The organism is Pelagerythrobacter marensis (assembly GCF_001028625.1).
Lineage (GTDB): Bacteria > Pseudomonadota > Alphaproteobacteria > Sphingomonadales > Sphingomonadaceae > Pelagerythrobacter > Pelagerythrobacter marensis.
Map to the genome: position 1 here is coordinate 2,419,493 of NZ_CP011805.1, position 12,195 is coordinate 2,431,687.

At 65.7% G+C, this 12,195-nt stretch carries 14 protein-coding genes; 5 read left to right on the forward strand and 9 right to left on the reverse strand.

The features are described from left to right. The first annotated feature begins 12 nt into the window (after positions 1-12). From AM2010_RS11485 to AM2010_RS11495, 3 genes are read left to right on the forward strand one after another with little or no spacing between them, the layout of a single operon-like run. Positions 13-219, forward strand: coding sequence for a DUF2093 domain-containing protein (locus tag AM2010_RS11485; protein WP_047807939.1), 207 nt, complete (start codon positions 13-15; stop codon positions 217-219). Further along, the gene (locus AM2010_RS11490) at positions 216-1,178 is read left to right on the forward strand and encodes a M23 family metallopeptidase (RefSeq protein WP_053044073.1); all 963 of its coding nucleotides are present in this window, start codon (positions 216-218) and stop codon (positions 1,176-1,178) included. Before AM2010_RS11485 ends, AM2010_RS11490 begins: the two co-directional genes overlap by 4 nt. A gap of 16 nt (positions 1,179-1,194) precedes the next feature. Further along, positions 1,195-2,178 (forward strand): esterase-like activity of phytase family protein, encoded by a 984-nt coding sequence (locus AM2010_RS11495; protein ID WP_047807182.1) that lies wholly within the window; start codon positions 1,195-1,197, stop codon positions 2,176-2,178. Positions 2,179-2,283: 105 nt separating this feature from the next. Here AM2010_RS11495 and rpmB read toward each other — a convergent pair whose 3' ends face one another. Continuing rightward, positions 2,284-2,571: a 50S ribosomal protein L28 gene (gene rpmB / locus AM2010_RS11500; protein WP_047807183.1), complete on the reverse strand. Its 288-nt coding sequence runs from the start codon at positions 2,569-2,571 to the stop codon at positions 2,284-2,286. Between the two features lie 133 nt (positions 2,572-2,704). Between rpmB and tadA the strand changes: the two genes are divergently transcribed. After that, entirely contained in the window at positions 2,705-3,160 is a 456-nt protein-coding gene (tadA, locus tag AM2010_RS11505) for a tRNA adenosine(34) deaminase TadA (RefSeq protein WP_047807184.1), read from the forward strand. A gap of 1 nt (position 3,161) precedes the next feature. Here the strand turns inward: tadA and AM2010_RS11510 are convergent, their stop codons facing one another. The 4 genes from AM2010_RS11510 to AM2010_RS11525 form a co-directional block, all read right to left on the reverse strand. Beyond that, positions 3,162-3,869 carry a ribonuclease T2 family protein gene (locus tag AM2010_RS11510; protein WP_047807185.1) on the reverse strand — a complete coding sequence of 236 codons (708 nt, stop codon included), beginning with the start codon at positions 3,867-3,869 and terminating at the stop codon, positions 3,162-3,164. Continuing rightward, complete coding sequence (nadC, locus tag AM2010_RS11515) at positions 3,866-4,729, reverse strand: carboxylating nicotinate-nucleotide diphosphorylase (protein WP_047807186.1); 864 nt, start codon at positions 4,727-4,729, stop codon at positions 3,866-3,868. The genes AM2010_RS11510 and nadC overlap by 4 nt, the downstream gene beginning before the upstream one ends. A gap of 87 nt (positions 4,730-4,816) precedes the next feature. Then, positions 4,817-5,614 (reverse strand): LytR/AlgR family response regulator transcription factor, encoded by a 798-nt coding sequence (locus AM2010_RS11520; protein WP_047807187.1) that lies wholly within the window; start codon positions 5,612-5,614, stop codon positions 4,817-4,819. Continuing rightward, entirely contained in the window at positions 5,611-6,822 is a 1,212-nt protein-coding gene (locus AM2010_RS11525) for a sensor histidine kinase (RefSeq protein ID WP_047807188.1), read from the reverse strand. Before AM2010_RS11525 ends, AM2010_RS11520 begins: the two co-directional genes overlap by 4 nt. A gap of 95 nt (positions 6,823-6,917) precedes the next feature. Between AM2010_RS11525 and AM2010_RS11530 the strand changes: the two genes are divergently transcribed. Then, positions 6,918-7,517 (forward strand): HD domain-containing protein, encoded by a 600-nt coding sequence (locus tag AM2010_RS11530; protein WP_047807189.1) that lies wholly within the window; start codon positions 6,918-6,920, stop codon positions 7,515-7,517. 19 nt (positions 7,518-7,536) lie between these two features. On the opposite strand, the gene AM2010_RS11535 is transcribed toward AM2010_RS11530, so the two are convergent. The 4 genes from AM2010_RS11535 to AM2010_RS11550 form a co-directional block, all read right to left on the reverse strand. Further along, the gene (locus tag AM2010_RS11535) at positions 7,537-8,535 is read right to left on the reverse strand and encodes a PDZ domain-containing protein (RefSeq protein ID WP_236699457.1); all 999 of its coding nucleotides are present in this window, start codon (positions 8,533-8,535) and stop codon (positions 7,537-7,539) included. Next, complete coding sequence (locus AM2010_RS11540) at positions 8,532-9,230, reverse strand: DsbA family protein (protein ID WP_053044074.1); 699 nt, start codon at positions 9,228-9,230, stop codon at positions 8,532-8,534. The genes AM2010_RS11535 and AM2010_RS11540 overlap by 4 nt, the downstream gene beginning before the upstream one ends. A gap of 11 nt (positions 9,231-9,241) precedes the next feature. Continuing rightward, on the reverse strand, positions 9,242-10,597 hold the full coding sequence (locus AM2010_RS11545) for a M48 family metalloprotease (protein WP_047807190.1): 1,356 nt from the start codon (positions 10,595-10,597) through the stop codon (positions 9,242-9,244). Positions 10,598-10,688: 91 nt separating this feature from the next. Next, a complete protein-coding gene (locus AM2010_RS11550) occupies positions 10,689-12,170 on the reverse strand; it encodes a PAS domain-containing protein (protein WP_047807191.1) in 1,482 nt (493 codons plus the stop codon). Between the last annotated feature and the right edge of the window lie 25 nt (positions 12,171-12,195).

Consider the following 12,195-nt stretch of genomic DNA (forward strand, 5'->3'; position numbering starts at 1 on the left):
AGGGCGATGGCCATGTTGATGAATTCCGGTAGCGGCGGCGAGGCGAAGCTCGCTTACGGCCCCAATGGCTTTCGCGTCTTGCGTGCGGGCCAGCATGTCTTCTGCGCGGTGACCGGGGAGGCTGTTCCGCTGGAGGAGCTAAGGTACTGGAGCGTCGAGCTGCAGGAACCCTATGCCAGCGCCGAAATCGCCACGCGCCGTATGACGCAGGGCGAATGACCCGGCGGCATTTTCCCGTGCGCCTGTTGATCGGCGCTATCGCGACCTTCGCCGTCGCGAGCTGCATTCCCTCGCCCGACGTGCCCGATGCAGTGGTGCAGCCGGTGCCTGCGCCGGTTTCGGCATCCCCGCCACCGTCGCCCGCTCCGCCACCGCCGGCCCCTGAGCCGCAGCCGAACAGCGGCCTGGCGCGCGGGCCGACCACCTTCGTGTTCGAGGGCGAAACGACCCAGGGTGGCTGGATTCGCGGACAGGCACCGGCGGGTGCGGTTACCGTCCGTTTGGACGAACAGGCGCTCGTACTCGATGAAGAAGGGCGCTTCTTTGCCGCCTTCGATCGCGATGCGGGCGCGCGCGCCACACTGCGCGCCGACCTCGCGGATGGGCGAACGATCGAAAGTCCGATCGCGATTGCCCCTCGCGACTGGAATATCGAGCACGTCAACGTCGCGCGCCGCTCCGGCGGACCGAGCGAGGCTTTCATGAAGATCCGTCGGCCGGAACTGGCGCAGATCGTCGCCGCACGCGCGATCGAATCGGAGAGCGACGGGTGGCGGCAGGACTTCATCTGGCCGGTCACGGGCCGTATTTCGGGCCGGTTCGGATCGCAGCGCATCTATCGGGGCGAGCCGGGTAGCTATCATTCGGGCCTCGACATCGCGACCGGGGAAAGCGGCACGCCATTCGTCGCGCCTGCGGACGGTGTCGTGGTGCTTGCGACCGAGCGACCTTTCAGCCTCGAAGGCAACCTGCTGATCATCGATCACGGACAGGGCTTGAACAGCGCTTTCCTCCACATGTCGCGCATTGCGGTGGAGGAAGGGCAAGAGGTGCGCCGCGGCCAGCACATCGGCAATATCGGATCGAGCGGGCGGGCCACCGGGCCGCACCTGCACTGGAGCCTCAAATGGCGCGATTTCCGGCTCGACCCGCTCCTGTTCCTCGGCCCCATGCCCTGAGCCGCCGGCCCGCGCGATGGCCCTGCGTTCGATAACCGTCCGCCGTATCGCGGCGTTGCTCGTCGCCGTGCTTGCTGCCCCGGGCACCTGGCTGCGCTCACCCCTGCCCGATCCTGACTATCGCGCGATCCTGACGTTCGACCCGCTCGCTGCCCGCCCCGGACTAATCGGCGGGTTCGAGATAGCGGGGGTGTGGGAACTGCGCAGCCCCAACAGCCATTTCGGCGGGTATTCGGCGCTGGTGGCTTTGCCGGATGGTCGCCTGCTTGCGGCCAGCGACCACGGCCGCTTCCTGCGTTTCGCACCACCAGACGCCGCCCCGCGCGCGCCTGAGTTCGGGGCGATTGGCGGCAGCGTTCATGCGCGCAAGAATGCCGTCGATGTTGAGGCGCTGACCGCTGCGCCCGGCGCTGCGCAGATATGGGCAGCGTACGAAGGCAGCAATACCATCGTCCGGTTCGATTCGGCACTGCGCGAAGGGGAAGGCGTAGCCCCCGATGCCATGCGCGGCTGGTCGAGCAATGGGGGCCCCGAATCGCTGACCCGCCTGCCCGATGGCCGCTTCCTTGCAATCGAGGAAGGCGCACCGACCGCGGGATCGAGCAGCGCGGCCCTGTTGTTCCCGCACGATCCGGTTGAAGGCGGGGACCCGGTCGCGTTCCGCTACGCCCCGCCGGAAGGCTATCGCCCGTCCGATGCCGCGGCCCTGCCCGACGGGCGCGTGCTGATCCTTCACCGCAGGGTGACGATTGGTCTGCCCTATGCGTTTGCCACGACGATAGCGATTGCCGATCCGGCTGCCATACGTCCGGGCGAAACCTGGCGCGGGCGGGAAGTGGCGGCGATTGCTGCGCCTCTGCCGGCGGACAATTTCGAAGGACTGGCCGTGGTGCCGCGATCCGATGGATCGCTAACGATCTGGCTGATCAGCGACGACAATCGCGGCGTGCTCCAGCGCACATTGCTCTATCGTCTGGAAGTCGACCCGGCCGCGCTGTGATCGCAGCGCTGAGGGCAGACGGAAAGCACGGCGGACAAGCAAAAGGGCGCGCGGATCGCTCCGCACGCCCTTTTCGCTATGCCCGGTTGCCCGGGAACCGCCCGATCAGGCGGCGGCCTGGGCCTTCTTCAGCTCGCGCTTCACCTTGAGCGCGCGCGCGCTGAGCTTCTCGTCGCCGGTCTTGAGCAGCCAGTTGTCGAGGCCGCCGTTGTGCTCGACAGAGCGCAGGCCGTGGGTCGACACGCGAAACTTGAAGCTGCGATCCAGCTTCTCGCTCATCAGCGTGACGTGCTGCAGGTTCGGCAGGAAGACACGCTTGGTCTTGTTGTTGGCGTGGCTCACGTTGTGGCCGACCTGGCGGCCCTTGCCGGTCAGTTCGCAAATGCGCGACATGGGAAAATCTCTCGTTCTTGGCTGCTTGGGAACTGGGCACGCCCGTTCCCGGAAAGCGGCGCGCTTAGCCGGGCACAGGCGAATCGTCAAGCGCGTTGCGGCAGGCAGCGCAAGCGCGTAGCGGGGCCGAGACATGACCCGCTGGCCGATCCCCGATCCCATGGCGCGCGCGCTGGCGCTTGCGCGGTCGGCCGCGGCCGAGGGCGAAGTCCCCGTCGGCGCGGTGGTTGTCCGCGCGGGCGAAGTGATCGGGGAAGGGCGCAATGCCCCGCGCGGCACCCACGATCCCACGGCCCATGCCGAAGTTGCGGCGATTCGCGCAGCCGCCAGCACCATTGGCGACGAGCGGCTGACGGACTGCGATCTCTATGTCACGCTGGAGCCTTGCGCAATGTGCGCCGGGGCCATCGTCCACGCGCGGATAGCCCGCCTCTACTACGCAGCGTCCGATCCGAAAGGGGGCGCAGTCGCGCACGGCGCAAGGGTGTTCGATCATCCGCAATGCCTGCATCGTCCCGAAGTCTATTCCGGGATCGGCGAGGCGGAAGCGGCCGACCTGCTGCGCACCTTCTTCCGTGCGCGGCGGTGAGTCACAGTCCGCGCCAGACCTTCACCCGCGCCGAATCCTTCGCTCCGTATCGTCCGCGGTCGCATTTCGTCGGGCGGAAATCCTTGCCGTAGCAAAGCCGCAGTTCCTGCAGCCATCCGCGGCGGTTCAGCTTGATCCCGATTGCATCGGCGGACCAGCCGCGATTGGCGAGGAGGAAGTTCTCGCGAATCATGCCCGCGGTCAGTGCGTCGTCGCGCGAGAGGCGATCCATGTCGGGGAAGCGCAGCGAATCCCACAGGATGCGGGTGACGCGGAAATAGGTTTCCGGCCGTCGGACCATGCAACTGCCGTGCTTGGCCCACTGCCGGGCGAGCAAGGGCGCGCCGGGCGACATGCACAAGTTGCGCCTGGCCTGCGCCGGAGAGACCTTGCGCACCGTCGGGCACCATTGCGGCCAGGTTCCGCGCCCTTCGGGCCAAAGCCCGTGAACCACAAACCCGAAACGGCCGTTCCGGCCCGAACACTGCATGCGGTGGCGTGCCTCGCCCTCCCGCCCCTTGCAGAATTCCGGCGACCAGGAGAGGGCGAGCGTATAGCCGGTGACCGGCACTTGCCGCGCGCGCGCATCGGGGCGGACCTCCGGCACGGAGATCGCACCCGGTACGCGGCACTGGTAAGCCTGGGCATGTGCCGCACTGCCCGCTGCCAATGCCGCCAGGGCAAGGGCGAGGCCCGGCACCGATTTCACAGCGGGGTAAAGTCCAGGCCGATGTCGGCGGCGGGCGCGCTCTGGGTCAGTCGGCCGACCGAAACGAAATCGACCCCGGTCGCCGCCTTCGCCGCGATGGTCGACAGGTCGATACCTCCGCTTGCCTCTGTCGGAACGCGGCCAGCGACGATGGCCACCGCTTCGCGCAGGGTAGCAGGGGCCATATTGTCGAGCAGCAGGCGGGTGGCGCCCGCCGCCAGCGCGGGTTCGATCTGGTCGAGCCGGTCGACCTCGCAGATAATGTCGCGCACCCCGGCACTTACTGCGCGCCGTACCGCCTCGCCCACGCTGCCGGCCACGAGCACGTGATTGTCCTTGATCATCGCTGCGTCCCACAGGCCCATGCGATGGTTGGCGGCACCGCCCTGCCGTGTGGCGTATTTCTCCAGCATTCGCAGGCCGGGCAGGGTCTTGCGGGTATCGAGCAGCGTGCAGGCGGGGTTGGCCATCGCATCGACATAGGCGCGAGTCATCGTCGCGATCCCGGAAAGGTGCTGGGCCGTGTTGAGCGCGCTGCGTTCCGCCGTCAGCATGGCGCGGGCCTTGCCCGAAAGGCGCATCAGGTCGGTTCCGGCAGGCGCGCGCGCCCCTTCCTCGGCCAGGATTTCGATCTCCATCTCCGGATCGAGCGCGCGGAAGAAAGCGGCTGCGACGGGCAATCCCGCCACGACGATCGGGTCGCGCGTGTCCATTACGCCGGCAAAGCGCGCATCGGCGGGTATCACGCTGTTGCTGGTCACATCCCGCCCGCCGCCGGGGAGCCCGTCACCCAGATCCTCCGCCAGTGTGTCGCGGACGAAGCGGTCGAGGTCGAAGCCGGGCAGGGTGAATTGCGTCATGGCCTGCGTGTGGCGGATTTTCAGGATCGCCTCAAGCTGTGGCGGGCCCGTTATCTCCGCCGCGCCAGCACAATGCCGATGTCCAGACTAGTGGACGAAGCGGGCCACGACGTCGCGGTAGCTCCGGCTCACTTTTACTTCGGCGCCGCTGTCCAGGACGAGGAAGCATTCGCCATTGGTATGCGGCCGGACCTGCCGCACCTGGTCGAGGTTGACGATGGTCGAGCGATGCACGCGCTGGAACTTGCGCGGATCGAGCCGCCGCTCCAGATCCTTCATCGTTTCGCGCAGAATCAGCGAGTTGTCGCCGGTGTAGATGCACATGTAGTCGCCGGCCGCCTCGATATGCTCGATAGAGCCGACCTCGACCCGGAAGATCTGCCCGCGATCCTTCACATTGATGAGCTTTTCGAACCGGTCGTTCGCCTCGCTGTCGTTATCGACGAACTCTTCGGCAGCGTCGGGGGCCACCTCGCTCAACACGTTAAGCAGTTTTTCGGCTTCTTCGGCGGAACGCTTTTCGGACAATCGCAGCCGGACGCGCTCTATCGTGTCGGCCAGCTTGTCCGGATCGACCGGTTTCATCAGGTAATTGACCGCATTGGCCTCGAACGCGCGGATCGCGTGTTCCTGAAAGGCGGTGACGAACACGAACAGGGGCGGTTCGATTTCCATCACGCCCTTGACCACGGAAAAACCGTCGAAACCCGGCATCTGGATATCGAGGAAGACGAGATCGGGTTTTTCGGTCTTGATCTTGCGGATCGCCTCGCGCCCGTTGGCGCAAGTGTCGATCACCTCGACATCCTCGAAGGGTTCGAGCCGGACCTGCAGGCCCTGAATGGCGAGCTTCTCGTCATCGACGATAATGGTGCGAATGGTCATGTTTCGGTTCCGATTGGCCGCTTCGTGGTCGGCGGTGCGGCAGAGGGGGATAAGGATTGTTCGGAAAAACGCTGCTGGGGGGGAGCCGGTTCCGCGCTGTCCGCGGCTTCGTAAGGCAGCTCGATGATCACGGTGAAGCCTCCCTCCGGCGGGGTGCGGATCTCGAACAAGTGGTCGTCGCCATAGGCCTGCGCAAGCCGGTTCCTTATGTTGGCGAGGCCGACGCCGGTGGAAACCGCCTGCCCGTCGCCAGTGAGAGCGAGTGGCAGGCTGGGGCGTATCGGGCTTTGTTGCAAGCCCGGGCCGGTATCGGAAACGGCGATACGCAGACGGTTTCCGACGAGCCGAGCCGTAACGCTGATCCGGGCGCCTTCCTCTTGCGGCGAAACGGCATACTTGATCGCGTTTTCGACCAGCGGCTGGAGCAGCATTGAAGGCAAGGATCCCTGTGCCGCCGCCGGTTCGATGGCGAATTCGGTCCGCAGCCGTTCTTCGAACCGCATGCGTTCTATGCCCAGATAGAGCTTCAGCGTGTCGACTTCCTGCGCCAGCGTTACCTTGCCGCCCGGCTGGCTGATCAGCGTGTGACGCAGGAACGAGGACAGGCGGGTTAGCATGGCATTGGCCGGCTCGGTCTGTTTGAGGAGCACGAGCGTGCTGATCGAATTGAGCGTGTTGAACAGGAAATGGGGGTTCAGCTGATACCGCAACATTGCCAGCTGTGCGCCGGTCGCCTGCGCCTCCAGCCGTTCCAGCCGATCCGCCTGCTCTTCGACCTGGAGGAAGAAATTGATCGCATAATACAGTGCCGACCATGTGCCGAGCAGCGTGAGAGGATAGATGAGGTAGGCGATCAGCAGGGCCGTGAAGCCGGCCTCGCTTTCAGGCAGGGTCAGGCTCTTGGCCCAGACCCCGATAGAGGCGAAGGCCAGCACGGCCAGGGCGAGCGCCAGGGTGGACAGGCCCCAGGTCATCAACGGACGGCGATTGATCAATTCGCGATAGAGCACCGACAGGATCAGGCTGATCGAAAAGCCGGTGATCGTTTCGATTACGACAATCACGAAGAACGAGAAATCGAGCGCGTTGATCGCCCCGGAAACGGCGCGCAACAACAAGGCGCCGCCCCAGCCTGCGAATTGCAGGTTCCAGAACGCGCGAGTCTTGTCCTCGAAAAACGGGGTCGGTCTGAAGGGCAGCATGGCCATGACAGGGGGTCTTAGCCGATTTGCACCGGCTTGGTCAGTTTGTTTTGACCCTTCGCTGCCGGCGGCGCTAGACTTCAGGGCAAGGGAGAGAAACGATGGGCGATGCAGGCGAACGCGCGAAATTTCGCGAGATGAAGGAAGGCACGGCGCAGGACTGGGCCATAATCGGCGGCGAGTATCGGGTTCTCGCGGGCGGACTGGCCGATCGCGTGCTCGATCACCTGCGGTTGTTGAAAGGCGATTTCGGCGGTTTCCCGATCTGCCGGCTGGAACATTCGCTGCAGACCGCCACCCGCGCGCATCGCGACGGACGGGACGAACACTATGTGGTCATGGCGCTGCTGCACGACATTGGCGATACGCTCGGCAGCTACAACCACCCCGACGTCGCGGCTTCGATCATCGCGCCTTTCGTCAGCGACGAACTGCACTGGATCTGCAAGCATCACGGGCATTTTCAGGGCTACTACTATTTCCACTATCTCGGCATGGATCGCGATGCGCGTGAGGCCTTCCGGGGGCACGAACATTTCGATGCCTGCGCCGAATTCTGCGAAAAATACGACCAGGCCGCTTTCGATCCCGATTACGAGAGCGAACCCCTGACGTTCTTCGAACCGATGGTGCGGCGCGTGATGGCGAAACCTCTGGCGAGCCTTTATCGCATGGAGGAAACTGTCGAAGCCGCCGAATGACACCGGCGCGGTTTGTTTCTCAATTCCTGTTGCCGTCGGGGCTTTCGCGGCGGAAGTGATGTGCCCAGTCGGCGGCCGCCCCATTTGCGAGCCGTGCCTCGACCAGGCCAATTTCGGCTTCGATCATATCGGAACGTTCGTCCCAGCTATCGTGCGTTCGCTTGCGGAAAAGGCCGCCTCCATGTCGCGGCCCCCAGCGCCGCATGAAGCGCAGCGCCGCGTGCGGATCATAGCCGGCATTGGCGAGCAGCCAGGGCATGAGGCGGTCGGCCTCGCGCTCGGTCATGCGGATGTCCCGCCGTTTGCGTCCGCGCGCATCGAGCCAGTCGGGGTGCCCCAGAAGGTTGTGCGCCAGTTCGTGCGCGATCGCGGCTGCGAGTTCATCTTCGCGATAGCCGAACCCGGCGAAGTCGCGCCCGATCAGCACCCGCCGTCCATCGGCGACAGCGCTCTCGCCTGTGACGATTTCGAACCGGCTGCGACAGGCAGCAATGCCGGCGATATCCAGCCTGCGGCCGTCTCGGAGCGTCAGTTCGACTTTGCCATCGGCGGCAAGCGATGTTTCGATGATATCGTGCAACCGGACCAGCCGGCGCCAGTCGTTCGCGGATTCGGCGGGGATGTCGGCAACGTCTATCCCATCGATGGCCGCGATCTCATCGCCGGGACGCAGGCCCGCGGCGTGGGCCGGCGCGCCAGGGGCAGCCGCCTGCACTGCCACCGGGCCGGCCAGGCCGAGTGCCGTGCGGACAGCATTGGGCCGCGAATATGCAGCCGTGTCGAGCAGCAGCAGGCCGATCGCAGGGCGCGCCTCGTCGCAGAAGGCGGCATTGCCACTGCCGAGACGCCAACCGATGGCAAGCAGACGCTCGTCCAGGTGGCGGAGCGCCTGCAGATCGGCGACGAGCAGGTCGGGAGCGACGGCTGAAGCGGCTTGGCGCGGAGCCGCCTGCGCGCTTTCGGCGGGAAAACCAGGGAGCGCGGCCAGCAGCAATCCGGCTGCCGCGCGTGCGATCACGATCCGCGCGCCGCGGCCACGGCCTCCTCCAGCCCGTCATAGCCAATGGCCCCTTCGAACACGCGACCGCCGATCACCCAACTGGGCGTACCGGAAAAACCGAGCTTCTCGGCATAATCCATGTTCTTCGCCAGTTCGAAGGATACTTTCTCCGACCCGGCGAACGCTTCGGCCTTCGCCATGTCGAGGCCGGCGGCCTGCGCTGCACGGGCGATGTTCTCGCCCTTGGGCGGGCCCAGTTCGAACATCGCCTTGTGGAATGCGGCGAACTTGCCCTGTTCGGCAGCCGCCAGCGCCATGCGGGCCGCGGCTTCGCTGCCCTGGAATATCGGCCATTCGCGCACCACCACGCGCAAATCGGGGTTCGCTTCGACCAGCCGCGCCACATCGGGCTGGCTCATCCGGCAATATGTGCAGCCATAGTCGGTAAATTCCACCAGCGTCACCGTGCCTTGGGGATTGCCCAGCACGGCGCCGGGGAACGGGGTCGTCACTTCGCCCTTCAGATCGGCCAGTCGCCCCTCGGTCTCACGCGCCTGATAGCGTTCTGCCATCTCGGGGAGGATTTCCGGGTTATCCAGAAGGTAAGCGCGCGTATGCGTGTTGCCGAGGCCGCTCAGCGACCATAGGGCAGCGCCCGCGAACCCGAATATCAGCGCGATGGCCGCGGCAACGATGTAATCGCGTCTTGTCATGGCCAGGCGCGCTACCGCCGCTCCCGCTCGCGTTCAAGCGCGGCGCGCGCCTGCAGCGCGATGTCCTGCGCCCGGATCCAGTCCGGTGATCCCTCGGGCAGACCCGCTTCGGCCGCCTGCGCGCTGCGAATCGCCATTGCGTATTGCCGGCTCATCACCTGCTGTTCGGCACTGGCCAGGCGCGCACGCGGCATGTCGCCCCGCGCGGCATAGACCACGCCGAGCTGATACCAGGCAAAGGGATTGAGCCTGTCGCGGCCGACGGCCGCGCGCAGAATCCGTTCGGCTTCCTCGTAATGGTCCTTGTCCTCGGTCGCGATCAACGCGTGGCCGAACATCGATGCGATCAGCGGCTGGTTGCGAGTCAGCTCGCTCGCCCGGCGCAGGGGGGCCAGTGCAGCCTGCGGTTGACCCGATTCCAGGAGAATCTGGCCCTTCAGTTCGAGAAAATACGGATCATCGGGGGCGGCGGACAGCAGCGCATCGGTTTCGGCCAGCGCGCGATCCATCTGCGCATCCTTGTGCCATGCATAAGCGCGGGCATAGCGCGCCGGAATGCCGGTCATCGTTTCGGGATAGGCCTGCATCGTGCGTTGCGGCGTCTGCTGATACCCGAACAGCTTGGCCTTCACACGTTCGAAACGGCGCTGAAGCTCGGCGTCGTCGGGCGTCTCCCACGCGGGATCGGTGTGATACACTTCGCGCAGGCGAGCGATGCGGTCGCCCGAAAGCGGGTGGGTGCGGGCAAAGCCGGCTTCGTCGCTCTGGCTGTAGCCGTATCGAAATTCCTGATTTTGCAGCTTGCCGAAGAATGCCAGCGATCCGCGGCCCGAAATCCCTGCCTTCGACAGGTATTCCGCACCCGCGGCATCGGCTGAAGATTCCTGCACGCGGCTGAACGCGAGATACTTGCCCAGCGCGGCCTGTTGCCCCGCCATCATCACGCCCATTGCCGCTTCGCCCGCGCCTGCGAGCGCCGCGCCGACCCCCAGCAACAGCGACAGCAGGGAAATGTTGGTTGCCGCGCTGGCGCCTTCCCCGTGGCGAATGATGTGGCCGCCGGTGATATGGCCCAGTTCGTGCGCGATCACGCCCTGAACCTCGTTCGCGGTATCGGCCGCATCGATCAGCCCGGTGTGGATATAGACGGCCTGTCCGCCGGCGACGAAAGCGTTGATCGAACTGTCGTTGATAAGCACGATATCGACATTGCCGGGCTGAAGGCCGGCGGCCTCCACCAGGGGGGCGGCCATCTCGTCGAGCAGCGCCTCTGTCTCGGCATCGCGCAAAATGGATTGCGCGGCGACCGGCTGCGCAGCCAGCGACAGCGCTGCCACGAGCGCGAGGATTCGGGCGATGAGATGCATCGCCACCTTGCTAGCCGTCTGGCGGCTGAACCGCCAATGAAGAAGTGTTCGGACGCGCCAGTCGAGCGCCGGATCGCGGCGGTCCGTTCCGTCAGTTCGCGAGGTGACGTGCGGCCCGCTCAACGAGCGCTTCATCACCCGACACTTCGCCGAGCACCGCAACTTCGCCCGAATCCATTCGGCGGATGACCACAAGGCCGAATTCCTCGCCCTGGGCGGCGATCGCCTCGAACCCGCGTGACGGGAGGGCACGAAGCTTGCGCATCAGCTTTTCACGCGGCTTTCTGGCCTGCGACTGCTGCCCCGCGTCTTCGCGGCGCAACTGGCGCTCCGTCTTGACGACACCCTTGAGGCCGCCTTCCGCTGCGGCCAGGAAATCCGCCAGAGCGCCGCGCGGCAGACCCAGGCGTCGGGCATGGGACAGCGCGGCGGCGTATTCGGTCAGGCGAGTCTTGTCGTAGTCGGCACCGAACACCAGCTTGACCACCGGCGTCATCGGCGCGCGTTCCTGCACCTTGAGGCCGTGGTCACTAACCAGACGCGCAAATTCCTCCGGTGCCTCGCTCGCGGCGAGGCTGACGTCGTAGGCGCGCGAGACGGCGGCATAGAGCGCGCCGCGTGTGCGGTCTTCGCTATTGCGCGCGGCATCTGCGCACTGGCGCGCTGCGGCCAGCGTCTCGGCCAGCCCTCCGTCATTGTGGTCGAGCACGTCGATCGCTGAAGGACCAGCCTCCGCCATAGGCTCCCCGCCCACTTCCACCGGGAAGCTATCGTCGGGCTCGAGCGGAATGGCGTAAGCCTTGCGCGGCGCAGACTGGCGGGCAATCATTTCCGCCATGCGCCAGGGCCCTTCGGGGATCGGCGTAGGCGGCGTTTCTTCGTCGCCCGCGTCCCATTCGCCGGGGCCGGCCGGGTCCGAAGGCCCATCGGCCCAGTCGGTCACCGGATCGGGTTCGCGTGGCCGCTCCGCCTCGCCGCCGTCGAGCGCCTGATCGATTTCCAGCATCAGTTCGTCCGTCGTGTGCTGGTCGGCCAGTTCCTTCCAATTGATCACGCCGTAGATGAAGTCGATCGTGTCGTCGTCGCTCGAAAACGGCAGCAGGATGCCGCGATAGAGGATCGTGGCGCCGCGCTGGTTTACGAATTCCGCCTCGAACCCGATCGGTGCCTGATTGGCCAGAATCTGCATGTAGTGATCGGTGATTCGGCTGAGCAGAGACCGTGCTGGAACGTCGGCCAGCGTTTCGATTCCGTCTCTTGCGTCGCATTCCACCGCAAGCTCGACGCCCAGATAGGGCACCGCCGGATTGTCCACGCCGGACGTGAAGTCGAGCAGGACGCTGTACGGGCCGAAATCGGGCAGGTTCTCGGGATGGAGATCCTCGATCGAAGGGAAAGTGCGCTCGTCCAGAAGGCCGGCCCAGTGGTTATAGGCACGCACCTGCATGCGGCGCTCGTCGGTGCCGATCCCGGCGGGCGGGAGTTCGCGGCCGCTCTCCTCGTCGGAGTAGTCGTAGTCGCGATCCGCTTCGCCGTAGTCGGGCGAATCGAAGTTTCCGCGAAGTGTGTCCATTGCCGTGTCGAAGCCCCCGGATGCG